At 66.3% G+C, this 15,908-nt stretch carries 15 protein-coding genes and 1 pseudogene; 7 read left to right on the top strand and 9 right to left on the bottom strand.

Going from position 1 to position 15,908, the window contains the following annotated elements; translation table 11 throughout:
• Positions 1 to 4: 4 nt before the first annotated feature.
• Complete coding sequence (locus KY495_RS22250; RefSeq protein WP_219881453.1) at positions 5 to 472, top strand: GNAT family N-acetyltransferase; 468 nt, start codon at positions 5 to 7, stop codon at positions 470 to 472.
• The gene (locus tag KY495_RS22245) at positions 465 to 1,301 is read left to right on the top strand and encodes a hypothetical protein (protein WP_219881452.1); all 837 of its coding nucleotides are present in this window, start codon (positions 465 to 467) and stop codon (positions 1,299 to 1,301) included. The genes KY495_RS22250 and KY495_RS22245 overlap by 8 nt, the downstream gene beginning before the upstream one ends.
• Before the next feature lie 26 nt (positions 1,302 to 1,327).
• Here the strand turns inward: KY495_RS22245 and KY495_RS22240 are convergent, their stop codons facing one another.
• The 5 genes and pseudogenes from KY495_RS22240 to KY495_RS22225 all read right to left on the bottom strand — a co-directional run bounded on the left by KY495_RS22240 (position 1,328) and on the right by KY495_RS22225 (position 7,259).
• Entirely contained in the window at positions 1,328 to 1,789 is a 462-nt protein-coding gene (locus KY495_RS22240; protein WP_219881451.1) for an SH3 domain-containing protein, read from the bottom strand.
• Positions 1,790 to 1,799: 10 nt separating this feature from the next.
• On the bottom strand, positions 1,800 to 3,311 hold the full coding sequence (locus tag KY495_RS24170) for a hypothetical protein (RefSeq protein WP_229518420.1): 1,512 nt from the start codon (positions 3,309 to 3,311) through the stop codon (positions 1,800 to 1,802).
• Positions 3,312 to 3,379: 68 nt separating this feature from the next.
• Positions 3,380 to 4,246, bottom strand: a pseudogene (locus KY495_RS24165) (FtsW/RodA/SpoVE family cell cycle protein); the annotation flags it as partial.
• A gap of 1,400 nt (positions 4,247 to 5,646) precedes the next feature.
• On the bottom strand, positions 5,647 to 6,663 hold the full coding sequence (locus tag KY495_RS22230; RefSeq protein WP_219881449.1) for a protein kinase: 1,017 nt from the start codon (positions 6,661 to 6,663) through the stop codon (positions 5,647 to 5,649).
• Between the two features lie 98 nt (positions 6,664 to 6,761).
• Positions 6,762 to 7,259: a glycine zipper domain-containing protein gene (locus tag KY495_RS22225; RefSeq protein WP_219881448.1), complete on the bottom strand. Its 498-nt coding sequence runs from the start codon at positions 7,257 to 7,259 to the stop codon at positions 6,762 to 6,764.
• 224 nt (positions 7,260 to 7,483) lie between these two features.
• Here KY495_RS22225 and KY495_RS22220 point away from each other — a divergent pair, with 224 nt between their 5' ends.
• Together KY495_RS22220 and KY495_RS22215 are read left to right on the top strand one after the other, a co-directional pair.
• Positions 7,484 to 8,617, top strand: a complete 1,134-nt coding sequence (locus tag KY495_RS22220) for a metallophosphoesterase (protein WP_219881447.1) — start codon at positions 7,484 to 7,486, stop codon at positions 8,615 to 8,617.
• Positions 8,618 to 8,686: 69 nt separating this feature from the next.
• Positions 8,687 to 10,150 (top strand): M20/M25/M40 family metallo-hydrolase, encoded by a 1,464-nt coding sequence (locus KY495_RS22215; protein ID WP_219881446.1) that lies wholly within the window; start codon positions 8,687 to 8,689, stop codon positions 10,148 to 10,150.
• On the opposite strand, the gene KY495_RS22210 is transcribed toward KY495_RS22215, so the two are convergent.
• The 3 genes from KY495_RS22210 to KY495_RS22200 all read right to left on the bottom strand — a co-directional run bounded on the left by KY495_RS22210 (position 10,137) and on the right by KY495_RS22200 (position 11,812).
• Positions 10,137 to 11,003, bottom strand: a complete 867-nt coding sequence (locus KY495_RS22210; RefSeq protein WP_219881445.1) for an MBL fold metallo-hydrolase — start codon at positions 11,001 to 11,003, stop codon at positions 10,137 to 10,139. The genes KY495_RS22215 and KY495_RS22210 overlap by 14 nt on opposite strands.
• Positions 11,004 to 11,136: 133 nt before the next feature.
• Positions 11,137 to 11,331: a Thivi_2564 family membrane protein gene (locus KY495_RS22205; RefSeq protein WP_229518419.1), complete on the bottom strand. Its 195-nt coding sequence runs from the start codon at positions 11,329 to 11,331 to the stop codon at positions 11,137 to 11,139.
• Positions 11,332 to 11,458: 127 nt separating this feature from the next.
• Positions 11,459 to 11,812, bottom strand: a complete 354-nt coding sequence (locus KY495_RS22200) for a DUF1566 domain-containing protein (protein ID WP_229518418.1) — start codon at positions 11,810 to 11,812, stop codon at positions 11,459 to 11,461.
• A gap of 253 nt (positions 11,813 to 12,065) precedes the next feature.
• Between KY495_RS22200 and KY495_RS22195 the strand changes: the two genes are divergently transcribed.
• A complete protein-coding gene (locus KY495_RS22195) occupies positions 12,066 to 13,301 on the top strand; it encodes a DUF1565 domain-containing protein (RefSeq protein ID WP_229518417.1) in 1,236 nt (411 codons plus the stop codon).
• 110 nt (positions 13,302 to 13,411) lie between these two features.
• Positions 13,412 to 14,557, top strand: a complete 1,146-nt coding sequence (locus KY495_RS22190) for a PQQ-dependent sugar dehydrogenase (protein ID WP_219881443.1) — start codon at positions 13,412 to 13,414, stop codon at positions 14,555 to 14,557.
• A gap of 43 nt (positions 14,558 to 14,600) precedes the next feature.
• On the opposite strand, the gene KY495_RS22185 is transcribed toward KY495_RS22190, so the two are convergent.
• Positions 14,601 to 15,218, bottom strand: coding sequence for a head GIN domain-containing protein (locus KY495_RS22185; protein WP_219881442.1), 618 nt, complete (start codon positions 15,216 to 15,218; stop codon positions 14,601 to 14,603).
• Between the two features lie 250 nt (positions 15,219 to 15,468).
• Here KY495_RS22185 and KY495_RS22180 point away from each other — a divergent pair, with 250 nt between their 5' ends.
• Positions 15,469 to 15,906 carry a 4-fold beta flower protein gene (locus KY495_RS22180; protein ID WP_219881441.1) on the top strand — a complete coding sequence of 146 codons (438 nt, stop codon included), beginning with the start codon at positions 15,469 to 15,471 and terminating at the stop codon, positions 15,904 to 15,906.
• Positions 15,907 to 15,908: the final 2 nt, after the last annotated feature.

The raw sequence follows: 15,908 nt of genomic DNA, 5'->3' as shown, positions 1-15,908 counted from the left end.
TTAAATGCTTATTCGACCAATGACCGATGCCGACCTGCCTGCCGCAGCGAGCCTCATGCGTGAGCTGTCGCTGGAATTCATCCTGCACGAAGGCAGTGCCGATGCGGCCGCGTTTTTCACCGCTGAAAACGATGAGGCCGGCCTGCGCGGATTCATGGCCGCCGGCACTGTTTATTACGCGGCCGAGATCGACGGGGCGCTGGCCGGTTTTATCGCGCTGCGCGGCAACAGCCATGTGTACCACATGTTTGTGGACAAAGTGCATCACGGGAAGGGCGTAGCGCGCGCACTGTGGGAGCACGCCCGCCGGCAGGCGCGGGAACGGGGCAATCGCGGCGTGTTTACCGTCAATGCCTCCAACTATGCCGTTGCCGTGTATGGCCGCCTGGGCTTTGTGCGCACAGCGCCCACGCAGTGCAAGAACGGCATCTTTTTCAATCCCATGCAACTGGACGAGGCAGCACATGGATAGCAGAATGATCGGCTGGTTCATGGCGCTGTGCGCGCCGGCGGCGTGCGCGCAGCAAGTGCAGGTCTATGCCGACGGCAAACCGGTGGCTGTGGCCGATGCCGCCAACGCCGGCCGCGCCCCCATCAAGGACGAGCGCCGCGCGCGCCGTCCCCTGGCCGAGCGGCCCGACGCACAGACCATCGCCAAGGCGCACGCGGCGGCCGTGCTGCGCTGTGGCCTGGACGAATCGGCCTACCCCCCGGAAGTTGCCCCCACGCCGCAGGAACTGGCCTATTTCGTCGGTCACAACAGTTACCTGCCCGTGACCGGGACGGGTGACATCATGGTGATGGGGGAATACCTGCGCGGCAAGGTAGTGGTGGACCCGTCCAGCATGACCGTGCAGACGCCCCAGTGCCCCGCCGGCGTGGCGGCCATGTACTGGTCGGCCTCGGCCAGGCGCGTGCTGTTTACCACCCAGCCCGTGACGGGGATGGCCTTTCCCGGAGGCTCGCGCCTGCTGTGGACGGCCAGCTACGGCAAGATGCAGGATATCTGGCAATACAACGCCGGCGCGCAAGGACCGCGCTTTCACAAGCTGCTCTCGCTGCCGAATGAAAAAGTGAGCGACATGTTTGTGCCCGACAGTGGCGAGGTTGTGTGGGTGCTCAGCCACACAACGCGGTCGGCCTGGCGCGCGCCGCGCACCTGGCTGCGGGCACTGCGGGGCAAGCCGGCCAGGGAGATGGATATCGTCCTGCGCCAGATTGACGGGCAGGGCAGGGTGCTCAGCGTGGTGCCGGTGGCATCCGGGGTCCTCAATGGCTACGCCCATTTCGTGCGCGAGTAGTCCGACGCGATCAGGGCGCAAGAGCGCTACATCGGCCTTTCGTCGGCCCGCCGCAACCACAGGCTGCTGGACCAGCCCTCCACGGTGCGCCCATTGACGCTGGCGCGCACCTGCCACCAGTCGCCATCGCGCGCGCCGGTGGTTGTCACCAGGCTCCCGGCGGGCACCACTGCGATCCGCGCCGCGCCGGTTCCCCTGGCCGCGCGCAGGTTGAGCGCTTCGTGTACACGGAAGCTGACTTCGCCGCGTGCCGGCACGGCCGCCGGCGGCAGAGCGGGCGCCGCTGCCACCAGCGTCTGTTTGGCGTCCGGGGTCATCAGCCACAGGGCCAGGCTGCCCAGGCCCCAGGTCCCCAGTACGACAATGGCGACGGCGCCCGCATTGAGGCGACGCCACCAGCGCGCCGGTGTCAGCCATGCCGCCAGCACCAGGGTGGCGACCAGTCCGAAGGCAAACGCCGCTACGCCGCTGTAAGGAAAGTCGAGCATGATGGGCCTCTCAAGCGTCGAAACGCAGTACATAGTGACCGGCCACCAGATGATGGCCGAAGGGCAGCAGGTAGGGCTGTTCGGCCTCGGCGTGGTCGATCCGGGCAACGAAGTGCAGCTTGTCGTCAAGGTGGTACAGGGCCTGGCTGGTGCTGGCGCGCACGATCAGGTAGCCGCCGGCCCCCGCCTCGAAGCTGAAGGCGCTGCGCGACAGGCCGATGCGGTCGGCGCTGGCGCTGCCGACGCCGTCGGCATGCTGCAGAAAGCGCGGCGAGTCCAGCACCCGCAGGGCCGACAGCACCGGCGTGCTGCGGCCAAACACCAGGCGGGCCCCGCCGGTGACCGCGGCCGCGGGCGCATGCGGCAGCTGCAGCAGGGCGCAGTAACGGTCCGCCATCGCGGGGACGACCGCCGCGACCACCACCTGGCCCCGGCCAGCCGGTGTGAAGGTGGCGGGCGCCGTGACCACCTGGCGCACGCCATCCATGGAAACGCACAGCTGGTCCGCTGCATCGACCGAGAAGGTAATGGCGCGTTCGCTGTCTTCGCCGGCCAGCTGCAGGCCGGTATCGAACCCGATGTCCAGGCCAACGGCGCCCGTGTCGCGATAGCGCGACAGACGCGGCAACGCCAGCGCCACCAGGCGCACGCGCTGCTGCGCCAGCGGGGCAAAGGTGGCGTCGGTCTGGGCCGCCGGACGGTGGCTGACAGGTACCGCCGTCAGGTCGCTCACCGGCACCGGGGCGCGCGCCTTCCATACGTTGCTGTGCGGCGCTGCAGCCGCCGGCTTTGGCACGAGGCGCTCGACCTTGATCTCCAGCTGCAGGGGCGTGCCGTCGGCGTCCACTGCGCCCGGCCGGGCAATGGTGTAGACGCCGCCCGGCCCCGGTGCGCAGTTAAAGGCACCTTTGGGCCGCACCTGCACTTCGATCGGCGCGTCTGGCCCGTCGTTCACCAGCAGGACGGCGCCGGACGCGCCGAAGGGCCAGCCGGGAACCTCGTAGCTGGCGCTGTGGGCATCCTGTCCGATCAGTGCCAGGCGCTGGTTCAGGTACACCGGGCATACCGCTTGCCATGCTTCGCCGTCGCGCGACGCGCTGACCTGGTACAGCGTCCGTTCGCCCGGCGTGGGCAGGTACACCGCGTGTCCGAACTTGACCTCCACCTCGCCCGGTGCAAGCGCCTCGGTGCCCACCACGTGGTAACGCACATCGTCAGCGCCCAGCAGGTCACCAAAATCTTTTTGATGCAGCGCGGCGAGCGACTGGGTCAGCTCCTTTGCGCGTGCACCGCGGGTCAGGTGGCGGTCGTCATCGAGTTCCTCCTGGGCCAGCAGCAGCGTCACATGCGAAAAGCAGCGCGTCGCCTCGCGCCCGCGAAACTCGCGCGGAGAGCGCTCCAGCAGGTCGCGCAAAAGCGGGCGGCGCGAGAACAGCGCCAGCCCGGGCGCCTGCCAGATGCTTTCGGCATTGAATACGTCGTTGACTTTCCCCAGGACCTCGTGTTGGACGTAGACCGGCATGATGAATTCTCCTCGATTGATTGCGCGCTGACCGCATGGAACGCTAGCAGGGGGCAGATGAAAAACAGCAGGTGGCTGCCACCGGCCGACAGAAAGCTCATGGGCTGGCCCATGATGGGGAAGATGGCCAGGTTGGTCCCCCACGACAGCAGCAGATGGCCCGCGACAAAGGCGGCGCCGCCGCACAGTACAAAGCAGCGAAAGCGCCACAGCCAGGCCTGGCGGAAGTCGCGCGCCGCCAGGCTGGCCTGGTAGGCGCGGCCTGCCGTCTGCAGCAGTCCGGCCACGAACAGCGCCTGCAGCATCCACAGGGCCAGGGCGCCAATGAGACCATGGCGGTGAATGAAAAACGCGGGCGCGAAGTCGTCCTGGACCGCGGGAATGGCCAGGGCCGCGCCTGCACTGTCGCCCAGCGCGCCGATGCCGAGCCAGTTGCCGGCGCCCCACCATGCGCCATCGGCGATGGCGCGCGCGGCCAGCAGCATCTGCTGGCCGGTATGCGGGTGGCGGGCCGGGTCCAGCCAGACGGCGAAGCGGTCACCATAAAGGCCATCCTGGTCCATCGGGTCGCCTGCGCTCATGCGCATCCACACGATGACGGCAATGCCGGCAGCGGCGGCCACGGCAAGGGCGCCGGCCACCGGGAGGTGGCGCGCGGCCAGCGACCATGCCAGCGCCATGGCCGCGCCCCACACCAGCAGCAGCAGGAGCGGCGAATAATCATCCACCTGCAGCAGCGCTACTGCGAGCAGGGCGACAAAGAGCAGGGCCGGCGCGGCCAGCCGCAGCCAGCGCACCAGGGCACTGGCCGGGTGCGGCAGCGCCTGGTGCCAGCCCAGGCCAATGGCAATGCAGTGGGCGGTCAGGGCAGCGAGCGCCAGCTTGGCAAATTCCACCGGCTGCAGGTCGAACACGCCCGTCTCGTTGCCGAACATGACCTGCAGGGCCAGCGCGCCGATGGCCGCTGCCGCCAGGGCGGCCAGGATCCACTCAAGGCTTGTTTGCGATGGCTGTGTGGCGGCGCCTGCAAGCCGGAGCCGAAGCCAGGCACCCATGCCAAGGCCGATCGCCAGCAGGGCGACGGTCTTCTGGAAATGGCGCAGCCACGATGCTTCCATCGCGCCCAGGCCCAGTTCGAGCTGGGACAGCAGGCCGGCTGCGAGCAGCAGCACCGCAGCGCAAGTGGCCAGCGCCGGTTTGCGGTCCACGGTCAAGAAACTCCACAGGGCGGCCCAGGAGAGCAGCAGCGAGATGCCGGCCCCCACGCTGGCGCCGGATTTTTGCAGCAGCAGGGCACCCACGCCAAAGACGGCAATCAGCGCGGTGCCACTTGCCGCCAGCGGCAGCATGGCAGATGCCCCGCGCCTGTGGGGCCAGGACCCGCGCAGCCAGGCACGCGCATGCACGGCCGCCAGCAGCATGCACAAGGCGCACACCAGCCACCACGCCGCGCCTGCAGGCACACTCCACATGCCACGGCGCTGCCATTCCCAGCTCACCTGCGCAGGCAGGCGCACCTGCTGCTCCGTGAACAGGGCCACCTGGCCGCGAGGGCGCAGCACAAGCTTGTCGCCTGCCAGCGACAAGGACAGCCGCGTGCGTCCCGCCACCATGGTGGTTACGCCCTGCAGCCGCTCTTCACGCTGGGCCAGATCCGCGCCTTCGCTGCCGGCCGCCAGCAGCAGCGGCGTTTGGGATTCGCTGCCGCCCGCGTTGGACAGCAGCAGGCGGCCATCGATGCGTGCCAACACTGCGCTGCCTCCGGCCAGGGCCGGCACGCCGAGCCGGTTGCCGCAGTGGAGATTGCCGCCAAAGGCAAGCGGCGCTGCAAGGCTCAGGGCATGCGGAGCGGCGCGGTTCCACAGGGCGAGGATGCGTTTCGCGATACCCGTGCCGGGGCAGGCCGGCAGGGCGCTGCCATCGCGGCGCAGCAGGGCGCCATCGTAATTCCAGCGGTGGCCGGCGCCGGTGAACGCCACGCCACGATCATCTGCGGTGCCGACGACAAAGCGGCTGGCCCCGATCTGGAACCACTGGCCGGCATGCAGCGGCGCACTGCCCATGCGCCGCGCCACGTCCCCGTGGACGAGGGTGACTTGCCTGCCGGCGCTGATATTGCGAACCCACCAGTTGCCCCCGGCGTCGCGCCGCAGCCGCAGGTGGCGAGCGGCCGCCTGCGGCGCAGCCAGCTCCGCGCGGCCCAGCGTGACGGACTGTCCGCGCGCGAGCGCCACGCTGACCGCGGCCGGATAAAACACGGCGGGTGCGCGCCAAAGGCACAGCAGCTGCAAAAGACAGAGCAGGGCAAGCCCGATGGCCGTCATGCGGCGCCGGCTCATGCCAGGCTCCACGCGGCAGCACGGTGCCCGGCAGGTGGCAGGGGCGGCGTCCAGCACATGGCCGCGCGAATGTCTGCCAGCATGCGGCTGATGTCCAGTGCGTGACGCGGGCGGGCAGACGGTGAAGCGTTGAGGAGCGCCTGCAATAGCCGGAGCGCAGGGCGCGATACTGCGGGCGCCGTGCTCCCGCCCGCGCCGCCCATGCGGTCGACGGCGGCGGCGAACCGCGCCGCTTCATCGCCTTGCAAGGTGGCGGGAAGGCGGCCGGCATTGCGCGCGAGGATGGCGGCCGATGCGCCTTGCTGCAGTTCGCGGTGGGCCTGACCGCAGTCCTGGCAAAAGCGCAGCTGGCCACCGCCTGTCACGAGGTAGTAGAACAGGGCGCCGAGCGCGAAGTAGTCGGTGCCTGCGACGGTGGCATAGCTGCCATCGGGCGCCGGGAAAAACTGCTCGGGGGCTTGCCAGCTCGCGGTGCCGCTGTAGCTGAGCGGCGCACCTGCGCTGCGCAGGCGGCTGGTGCCAAAATCGGCCAGGCGCGCCTGCTGGTCGGTGGTGAGCAGGACGTTGGCAGGCTTGAGATCCAGGTAAAGCCATCCGTACTGATGCACCTTGGCCAGTGCCTGGTTGACGCTGCCCATCCAGAGCAGGATGCGTCCCAGGTCCGCCGCGCTGGCGTTGGCCGCCGGCTGACGCGCAAGGTCGGTCGCCATCAGTTCCAGCGCCATGACCGGCAGGCCGGCATGATTGCCGCTGTCGAGCAGGCGCACGATGTGGCGTTCGTCCCACGGTTGCAGCGAGCGGAGAAAGGCGATTTCCCTGGCGGCGCTGTCGACCCAGCGTTCCCGCAGGGGCGCGGGTGCCTGCTCCATCAATGCGCAGTTGATGAATTTCACGGCAACCTCCTCTCCGTTCCCCGTGTGGGCCCGCCACACGACGCCGTACGCGGACCTGGCCAGGACCTCGTCCAGCCGGTAGCTGCCTGCCTTGAGTGTAATGACATCGCGCGCCTGCATCCCTGTCTCCGTGGACGACGGCAGCTGCCGCCGCACAGGTATAGCGGGGGGCGAAAAAAAACCTGGCATAAAGCCAGGTTCAAGGGGAGTCGGTGGGCTTACCAGTGACCGCGGCCGTGACCGTGGCCGCGCCCATGGCCACGGTGATGGCCCCGATGGTGACGGTGGCCACGCTTTTGTACATACACCACGCGCGGCTCGTAGTAGCGCGGCGCGGCGTGGTAGTAGACGGGCGCCGGCGCGTAATAGCTGCGCGACTGGACATACACGGGCGCCTGGCGGTAGCGGCTGTCCCGATAGCCGCGGTAGTGGCGATTATCGTAGTGACGGTTGTCGTAATGGCGATTGTCGTGATAGCGGTTGTCGTAATAACCGTGGCGGTTGTCACGGTGACGGTCTGTCTTGATCGAGTTGCCGACTGCCGCGCCGATGACGCCGCCGACCAGCGCACCATTGCGATAGCCGGTGCTGTGGCCAACCGCTGCGCCCACGACGGCGCCAACGGCGGTATTGACGCCGCGGTCGCTGGCCATGGCCGAGGAGGAGACGGCCGTCGCGGCGATGATGAATGCACCTACGAATTTGGTATTGAACATGGCGTTTCCTTTGGCCTCAACCGAGATCGGAATGATCAACTTAGCGCTGGGGCATGGGTGAACTATAGCCGCGCCCCCGAGGAATCTCATTAGTGATAACAGAATATTACAAATATGGCGCAGTCTGTAACAAGCCTGCGCCGCCCCGCCGCGGCGTATGCCACACTTGCAGACTCCGCCGGCCACCCCATGTAGGCAAGGTCGCATCACTGCACTGGACTGCCATGCCTGTTCGCTTCCTGATTACCGTACTGTCACTTCTCGCACTGCTTCATTTGTATATCGGCGTGCGCCTGTTGCCGGCGCTTGGCGTGGGCCCGGTGGGATTGGCCGCCGGCGTGATCCTGCTGGCGGTGCTGGCGCTGCTGGTGCCTGCCGGCCTGCTGGGCTCGCGCCTGCGCAGGCACCGCGGTTCGGACCAACTGGCCTGGATGGGGCTGGTGGCGATGGGATTCTTTTCCTCGCTTCTGGTGCTGACCGTGTTGCGTGACGCAGGACTGCTCATCGCGACCCTGCTCGGGGCGCGCGGCGCGGCCATCGATTTTGCGACCGCCGCCGCGGTGCCCCTGCTGGCACTGGCCGTCACCCTGGTCGGCTATGTCAATGCGCGGCGGGTGGCGCGCGTGGTGGAAGTGGAGGTGCCCATTGCCGGTCTGCCCCTGGCGCTGCAGGGCTACATGATCGCCCAGATCTCCGATATCCATGTGGGGCCGACCATCAAGCGCGGCTACCTGAACGCCATCGTCACGCGCGTCAATGGCCTCAAGCCCGATGCCGTCGCCATTACGGGTGACCTGGTCGACGGCAGCGTGCAGCGCCTGCGCCTGCATACCGAACCGCTGGCGCGGCTCGATGCACCGGACGGCACCTTTTTCGTCACCGGCAATCACGAATACTATTCCGGCGCCCATGCCTGGATCGCCGAGCTGCGGCGCCTCGGGGTCACGGTCCTGCTCAATGAACACGTGGTGTGCGAGCGTGACGGCGAAGCCCTGATGATCGCCGGCGTCACCGATTTCACGGCGCATATGTTCGATCCGTCCCATCGCAGCGACCCGCGCGCGGCGGCGGCAGGCGTGCGCCGGCCGGTCAGCGCGCGCATCCTGCTGGCGCACCAGCCGCGCACCGCACCTGCCGCGGCCGACGCGGGGTTCGACCTGCAGCTGTCGGGCCACACGCATGGCGGCCAGTTCTTCCCCTGGAACCTGTTTGTGCCGCTGCAGCAGCCCTTTACCGCAGGCCTGAATCGCCTGAGCCAGCTGTGGGTGTACACCAGCCGCGGCACCGGATACTGGGGGCCACCCAAGCGCTTCGGGGCCCCGTCGGAAATCACCTGCGTCAGGCTGGTCGCGGCCTGAAGGCGAGCAAAATCACGGCAAATGCGCTATCTTTGTTGTCCCTGTCGACAGCTACCAAGGATTCGCCGCATGCCACGTTTGCCCCAGCTTACTGTACTCGCCACTATCCTCGCCGCCGCCCTGGCCGGCAATGCCCTTGCAGCGTCGCCTGGCAATGACCCGGCGGCGCTGGTCAAGATCCGTGATGCTGCGCTCAAAAGCGAGTATGCCTATGAACGCCTGGCCGACATGACGGACCTGATCGGGCCGCGCCTGTCGGGTTCGCGCGGCGAGGCAGCGGCGGTGGCGCAGGTGGCCGACGCCATGCGCAAGCTGGGCGCGAAGGTGACGCTGCAGCCGGTGAAGGTGCCGCACTGGGTGCGCGGGGCTGAAGCGGCCGAACTGGTGGAGTACCGCGGGCGCCCGGAAGGCATCACGCAAAAGGTGGTGCTGACCGCCCTGGGCGGCTCCGGCGCCACCCCGGCCACGGGATTGACGGCGCCGGTCATCGTGGTGCGCAATTTTGATGAACTCAAGGCCCGCGCCGCCGAAGTAAAAGGGCGCATTGTCCTGTTCAATGTGCCGTTTGACCAGCATATGGCCGATCGCGGCCTGGCTGGCCAGGCCTACGGGCAGGTGACGCGCTATCGCGGCGCCGGCACCCGCATGGCGGCCGAGATGGGGGCGGCGGCGGTGCTCGTCAGTTCCGCCGGCGGCGCCAACTTCCGCCTGCCCCATACCGGCGCGAGCGGCTTGCAGGACGGCGCGCGCATTCCCGCCGCTTCCGTGGCGGTGGAAGACGCGCTGCTCATGGCGCGCCTGGCCGCGCGCGGCCCGCTGAGCATGAAGCTCACGCTCACGCCACAGATACTGCCCGACGCCGACAGCTTCAATGTGATTGCCGACTGGCCCGGCACCGACAAGGCCGAGGAGGTGGTGATCGTGTCCGGCCATCTTGATTCGTGGGACCTGGCAACCGGTGCCAATGACGACGCGGCCGGCATTGCCAGCAGCATGGCGGTGATCGAAACGCTCAAACGGCTCGACTACCGTCCGCGCCGCACCATTCGCTTTATCGCATGGGCCAATGAAGAAAACGGTGGCCGCGGCGCCCAGGTCTACCTGGACGCGAACCGGGACCATGTGGCGCGCCACTTCGCGGCCATTGAAAGCGATGGCGGCGCCGGGCGGCCGTTCGGCATGCGTTCGAGCGCGCCGCAGCCGGCCAACAAGCTGTTCGCGCCCCTGCAGGCCGTGCTCGAACCCATCGGCGCCGGTGCCCTGCAGCGCGCCGATGCGCTCAGCACCGGCGACCTGCGCGGCCTGGAGCTGGCCGGCGTGCCAAGCTTTACGCCCCTGATCGACAGCTCCGACTATTTTCACTACCATCACACGGCTGCCGATACGCTGGACAAGGTGGACCCGCAAAACCTCAAGCGCCACGTGGCGCTGATGTCATCGCTGACGTGGTACCTGGCCAACCTGGAGCAGCCCATTGGCCGCTGGACCGATCCCGCGCTGGCCGCCGGCGCGGCGAGTGCTACAGCGCGTTGAGGGGAATTTTCAGATAGCGCACGCCGTTGCCCTCGGGCGGCGGCAGGCGGCCGGCATGCAGGTTCACCTGGATTGCCGGCAGAATCAGCGCCGGCATGGCGAGCGTGTCGTCGCGCCTGGTGCGCATGGCCACAAAGTCGTCCTGGCTGATCCCGTCGCGGAGATGGATATTGTGCGCGCGCTGGGCCGCCACGGTGCTCTCCCAGGCCGGCCCGCGTCCGGCCGGCGGGTAGTCATGGCACATGAACAGGCGCGTGTCGGCCGGCAGTTCCAGGATGCGCCGCACCGACTGGTATAGCGCGGCCGCGTCGCCGCCGGGGAAGTCGCAGCGCGCGGTGCCCACGTCCGGCATGAACAAGGTGTCGCCCACAAAGACCGCGTCGCCGATGTGAAAGGCCATGTCGGCAGGCGTGTGCCCTGGTACGTGAATGGCGCGCGCCGTCAGGCCGCCAATGGCGAACTGCTCGTCGGGCGCGAACAAATGGTCGAATTCGCCCAGGCTGCCGTGGTGCGGGAACACGGCGGAAAACGACTTGCGCACCTTGCCTATGGCTTCGCCAATGCCGGTGCGCCCGCCCAGGCGCGAGGCAATGTAAGGGGCCCCTGAGAGGTGGTCTGCATGGGCATGGGTTTCCAGCAGCCAGTCCAGCCGCAGGCCGTGTTCGCGGACATAAGCGATCACGCGATCGGCCGACACGGTGGCAGTGCGGCCCGATGCGGCCTCATAGTCAAGGACCGGATCGATGATGGCGCAGGCACTGCCCCGGCCCTGGTGGACGACGTAGGTCACGGTAGCGGTGGCCTGGTCGAAAAATGCCTGGATCTGTGCTTGCTGTGCGTGCTGTGCGTGCATAATTGGCCGCCAAGGGATCGATGTGCCGATTATAGCGCTGGCGGCCCGTGCGGGTGGAAAGGGGCGGTCTTTGTAAAAACGGGGCGCCAGGGTATAACCCTTGCGCCCCGCAGTCAGTGCCGGCTGACAGGCACTACATATTGAGTCGTGGCAGATAGCTGTTGGGGATGATGCCAAAGACGGCCAGCACGATCAGGATCAGCAGGATGACAAACAGGACGCGGACAATCTGCGCCACCGGTGCGGGCAGCGGCAGCAGGGTGACAAGCCACCAGATCAGGCCAAACACGACCAGGTAGATGATGAGGCTGACGATCATGTTACTCATGTTATTCCTCTATGGTGATGACTGTTGTTGTTATTACGGCGCTACGTGAAGTAGTTAGCCCCGACAATACCTGAGCAGCGCGCTTTGCTCTGTACGGTGGGACACACACCGGCGCCGCACCAGCGCACTAGTCGACCGCAAGACGGCGCACTGCCCGCGCCCGTCCGCGGAAAGGGCGGCCATACATGGTCTGGATGCCGCTGGTGAAATTTTGGCCCCATACCAGGTGCGCCCGCGGTTCCTGCGGTTCGCTGGACCAGTACCACAGGCGCTCGAATTGCTCGCGCAGGTTGGCGTACAGCAGCGCCAGTTCGCGGCGCGATGGCAGCTCCCCGCCCGTGCCGCGTGCCCATTCGCATGCCGCCCACCACGACACCTCCTGGGCCTCACCCGGCAACAGCACCAGGTGATAGTCAGGCCGGCCTTCCTTGCCAAGGATCAGACCTGCGTAATGTTCGCCTTCGTGTAATGCTGATTTCAAGTCCTTGTAATCTCTCATCCGTCACTCTCCGATTCATCTGGCTCCCCCATAGGACAGTGCGGCGCACCACAAGTTGCATGCAAGTGTTTGATTTCTAAGCCGAAATGAGCAGTATAGGTCTGATACTTGCTAGAAATTTTCTCCGCTAAACGTTGAACCATCGCAGTTGATCTGCCTCAAACCCTTCTCATTTACCTCAGAAAGAAGGGAACCTTTAATGCAGAAGCGACTCAGTTTTAACGCGGAAAATTCTTTGAAACTCGTACTCGCCGGCAGCGCGCTCTTGCTGCTGGCTGGCCCGGACAGCCTTCATGCGGCGCAGCAAGCGGCGGCTGCCCGCCATGGGCAGGCCACTCCCGCCGACTTTACCCTGCGCGGCTATGGCGCAGCCGCCCGCACCGGCGGGCCTGGCATGGGCGCGCGTGCCACAACTGCCGTGCCTGCAACGCGCCACCACCTGTACGTGGCCCCTGGGGGCAGCGACGGCAATCCCGGCACGTCGGCGGCGCCCCTGCGCTCGATTGCGCAAGCCGCACGCAAGGCCCAGCCCGACACCACCGTGTTCGTTGCTCCCGGCACCTACGATGGCAGCTTCAAGACCACGGCCAGTGGCCATGCGGGCGGGCGCATTTACTATGTCTCCACTACGCGCTGGGGCGCCGTGATCGTGCCGCCGGCCAAGTCGAACGCCAAGCATGGCTGGGACAACCGGGGCAATTATGTCGACATTGTCGGCTTTCATGTGGACGGTTCCGCGCCCCGCAGCGGCAAGCGCTGGACCGTGGGCATCTATAACGGCGGCTCGTACGACAATATCCGCGGCAACTGGGTCCATCATATTGCCGACAAGAGCAAGTGCACGAGCGGCGGCGGTTCGGCCATCGGGGTGGACAGCTACTTCAAGGGTATCCAGTCCAACGTCATTGGCAACCTGGTGCACGATATCGGCCCTGCCGGCTGCCGCTATGTGCAGGGCATCTACTTGAGCACCTCCGGCAGCATCCAGAACAATGTCGTGTACCGCGTGGCGGAGGGCGCCATTCACTTGTGGCACGATGCGCGTGATGTGATCATCGCCAACAATACCGTGGCCGCCTCCAATACCGGCATCATCGTCGGGGGCGGCGACTACTATCACACCTCCGGTCCTGCCGACCGCATCCAGGTGGTCAGCAATATTGTGTTCGACAATCGGATGGGCATTTCCGAGCAGGGCAGAACGGGGCGCAACAACAGCTACCGCAACAACCTCGTGTATGCCAACAGCAGCTACAACTGGAAACTCAATAATGGGCTCGGGCACAGCGGTACGGTCACGTCCGATCCTTTGCTGCATGCCTATAGCCGGTCCGGGGTGCCCAACCTGAAGCCATCGGTCAGTTCGCCTGCCGTCGGGCGCGGCAGCGACATGCACGCGCTGCACTACGACTTTGCCGACCAGCCGCGCAACCACGGGACCGGGTTCGACATCGGCGCCTACCAGCACTGAACGGGCCAGGCGGCGCGGTCAATACGCGCACGCGGGAATGGGCGGCGCTCGCTTGTCGCCTTTGAATCCGGTAGCATGCCAGCTTGTCCATCATTTCTTCGGAGAAGACCATGTTGCGCACCACCGTAGCCGCCTGCCTTGCCAGCCTCCTCATCGCGCCAGCGAGCGCCGCACTGCAACCTAGCGATGCGCCGCCGGCGGCCAAGGGCTGGCGTGCGGTCCCCATCGCGGACGGCGTCAACCATCCGTGGGGCATGGCCTGGCTGCCGGACGGTCGCCTGCTGGTCACTTCCAAGAGCGGCACCCTGCATCTGCTGTCTGGCAAGAAATTTTCGGCAGTCCCGATGGAAGGATTGCCTTCCGTGTTTGCCAGCGGGCAGGGTGGTCTGCTCGACATCGCCGTCCATCCGGCCGACAAGCGCAATGTGCGCGTCTACATGACCCTGTCCACCGGTACTGCCAACGCCAACCGGACCACGCTGGTGCAGGGCATCTTTGACGGCAAAAAACTCCACAGCATCAAGACGCTGTTCCAGGTCCAGCCTGACAAGAGCGGGACCGAGCATTTCGGCTCGCGCCTGCTGTTCATGCCTGACAATACGCTGTTGATGAGTATTGGCGATGGCGGCAATCCGCCGCGCCAGATCGGCGGCATGCTGGCACGTGACCAGGCCCAGAACCTGGGCAGCCACCAGGGTTCCATCCTGCGCCTGACCGATACGGGCAAACCTGCGGCGGCCAATCCGCTGGCCGCGCGCCCCGGTGCCTTGCCGGAAATCTTCAGCTACGGCCACCGCAACATCCAGGGCATGGTGCGCGATGCAGCGGGCCGCATCTGGGCCACCGAACATGGTCCGCGTGGTGGCGATGAACTCAATCTGGTGCAGGGCGGTCAAAATTACGGCTGGCCGCTACAAAGCTTTGGGGCCGACTATCGCACGGCCGAGCCGATCGGCAAGCCGGAAGTGCCGGGCATGACCGCGCCTAAAATTGCGTGGGTGCCATCTCCGGGCGCCTCGGGCCTGGCGTATTACACCGGCTCACACTTCCCGCAGTGGCGCGGCAGCCTGTTCAGTGGCGGCCTGGCCAGCATGGACGTGCGCCGTATCGCACTCGACAAGGGTGGCAATGTCCTCACCCAGGAACGCCTGGCCATTGGCCAGCGCGTGCGCGATGTGCGCCAGGGGCCGGACGGTCACCTGTACCTGATCACGGACGAAGCGAACGGGCGCCTGATGCGCATCGTTCCCGAGTAAGCCCGGCGCGCGGGTCCCATGGCGGGACCCGCCTGCAGGGACATCAGTTGCCGGCCTTGACCGTGCCAATACCCTCCACCTGCTTGTTCACAACGCGCGGATTGCCGTAGTAGTTGAGCGAACCCATGCCTTGCACATTGGCATCAAGCCGTTCGCTGGCATGCACTTTCACAGCACCAATTCCTTCGAAACGCACAGTGGCCTGCCTGGCCAGCAGGGCCTTGGTGTTGACATCGCCCACGCCTTGCGCCACCAGCTTGAGCTGCCCGACCTTGCCGTTGGCGACCAGGCGTCCAGCGCCCTGGAAGCCGAGATCGACGCTGTTGCCCTGGATATTGTTCAGCTCGGCCGAGCCGGCACCTTCCAGGTGAAAGGCCGTCAAGGCGGGCATGGCCAGCAGGATCTTGTTGTCGCCCTTGATGTTTTCCTCGTTCTTGGGGAAAGAAATGATCAGCTTGCCGTTGACCACGGTGGTTTGCAGGCGCGCGAGAAATTTGTCCTCACCTTTGAGCTGGATCGACTGCGGCTTGCCTACCTGGACCACCATGTCCACAGGTCCCCGCACTTCGATGGCGGAAAACGGCGCGACGTTGCGCGTCTGTTCGGCGGCAATGGTCATGGTGCTGGTCAGCATGAGGGCGATAAGGAGGGGAGTGCGCATGTCATGTCCTTCTGGGTGGATGAATTAATGAGTAAGTGAAACTATTTTAACGATCGGGGGGGCGCCGGTAGCATCTTTGCGACAGGGCGCACTTTTTCAGCCCTGAGCGGTCATAAAGCAGTGATACTGATGCAAGGGGAAGCGTGCGGTCGCCTGCAGGCAGCAGGGCGAACTCAACCGTGCGCCCGGTTACAAATGTTACAAGTTAAAATTTGCTCATCATTTTGACGTAGGCGTCGGAGGGGGTAACTTGGCTACTTGGGTATATGACGAAATTGGCTGTGCCGGTGCGATTCTGGACGAATTCTGTATCCGCAACCTGGCAGGCAACACGGTTGGCTGGGTGTTCGGGCTGTCGGTGTTCTCGCTCAAGGGCGATCACATCGGCTGGTTCGAGGACGGCGTTTTCTACGACGTGGAAAACAATGTGCTGGGATTTTTGGCCGATGCGAGGGGCCTGCCCCTGGAGCCGCCCGCGCTGGCCCCCGAGCCGCCGCTGCCGGCATTGAGCAAGCGCCCCTACGTTCCCACCCTGCGTGGACGTACGGCGCGCCCGGTCGGCAAGGGCTGGTCCACCTTTTGCCTGGCGACCTACCTGGCCTTTACCGAGGTGCCATCGGCGCGCACCCCCTTCGTGCCGCGCCGGCCGGTGGGCGGGGCCAGTGCCGGGAGGGATCTGTCGCGCTAATG

Origin of the sequence: Massilia sp. PAMC28688 (assembly GCF_019443445.1) — a bacterium.
Classification (GTDB): domain Bacteria; phylum Pseudomonadota; class Gammaproteobacteria; order Burkholderiales; family Burkholderiaceae_D; genus Telluria_A.
Note: the sequence above shows the minus strand (reverse complement) of the source record. Positions and strands in the feature narration are given on the sequence as shown.

What these genes read in the sequence shown, in the direction of transcription:
- KY495_RS22210 (WP_219881445.1), bottom strand. Translation starts at nt 11,003, where the DNA reads ATGCACGCACAGCACGCACAGCAAGCACAGATCCAGGCATTTTTCGAC.
- KY495_RS22245 (WP_219881452.1), top strand. Translation starts at nt 465, where the DNA reads ATGGATAGCAGAATGATCGGCTGGTTCATGGCGCTGTGCGCGCCGGCG.
- KY495_RS22190 (WP_219881443.1), top strand. Translation starts at nt 13,412, where the DNA reads ATGTTGCGCACCACCGTAGCCGCCTGCCTTGCCAGCCTCCTCATCGCG.
- KY495_RS22220 (WP_219881447.1), top strand. Translation starts at nt 7,484, where the DNA reads ATGCCTGTTCGCTTCCTGATTACCGTACTGTCACTTCTCGCACTGCTT.
- KY495_RS22205 (WP_229518419.1), bottom strand. Translation starts at nt 11,331, where the DNA reads ATGAGTAACATGATCGTCAGCCTCATCATCTACCTGGTCGTGTTTGGC.
- KY495_RS22185 (WP_219881442.1), bottom strand. Translation starts at nt 15,218, where the DNA reads ATGCGCACTCCCCTCCTTATCGCCCTCATGCTGACCAGCACCATGACC.
- KY495_RS22240 (WP_219881451.1), bottom strand. Translation starts at nt 1,789, where the DNA reads ATGCTCGACTTTCCTTACAGCGGCGTAGCGGCGTTTGCCTTCGGACTG.
- KY495_RS22215 (WP_219881446.1), top strand. Translation starts at nt 8,687, where the DNA reads ATGCCACGTTTGCCCCAGCTTACTGTACTCGCCACTATCCTCGCCGCC.
- KY495_RS24170 (WP_229518420.1), bottom strand. Translation starts at nt 3,311, where the DNA reads ATGCCGGTCTACGTCCAACACGAGGTCCTGGGGAAAGTCAACGACGTA.
- KY495_RS22230 (WP_219881449.1), bottom strand. Translation starts at nt 6,663, where the DNA reads ATGCAGGCGCGCGATGTCATTACACTCAAGGCAGGCAGCTACCGGCTG.
- KY495_RS22250 (WP_219881453.1), top strand. Translation starts at nt 5, where the DNA reads ATGCTTATTCGACCAATGACCGATGCCGACCTGCCTGCCGCAGCGAGC.
- KY495_RS22225 (WP_219881448.1), bottom strand. Translation starts at nt 7,259, where the DNA reads ATGTTCAATACCAAATTCGTAGGTGCATTCATCATCGCCGCGACGGCC.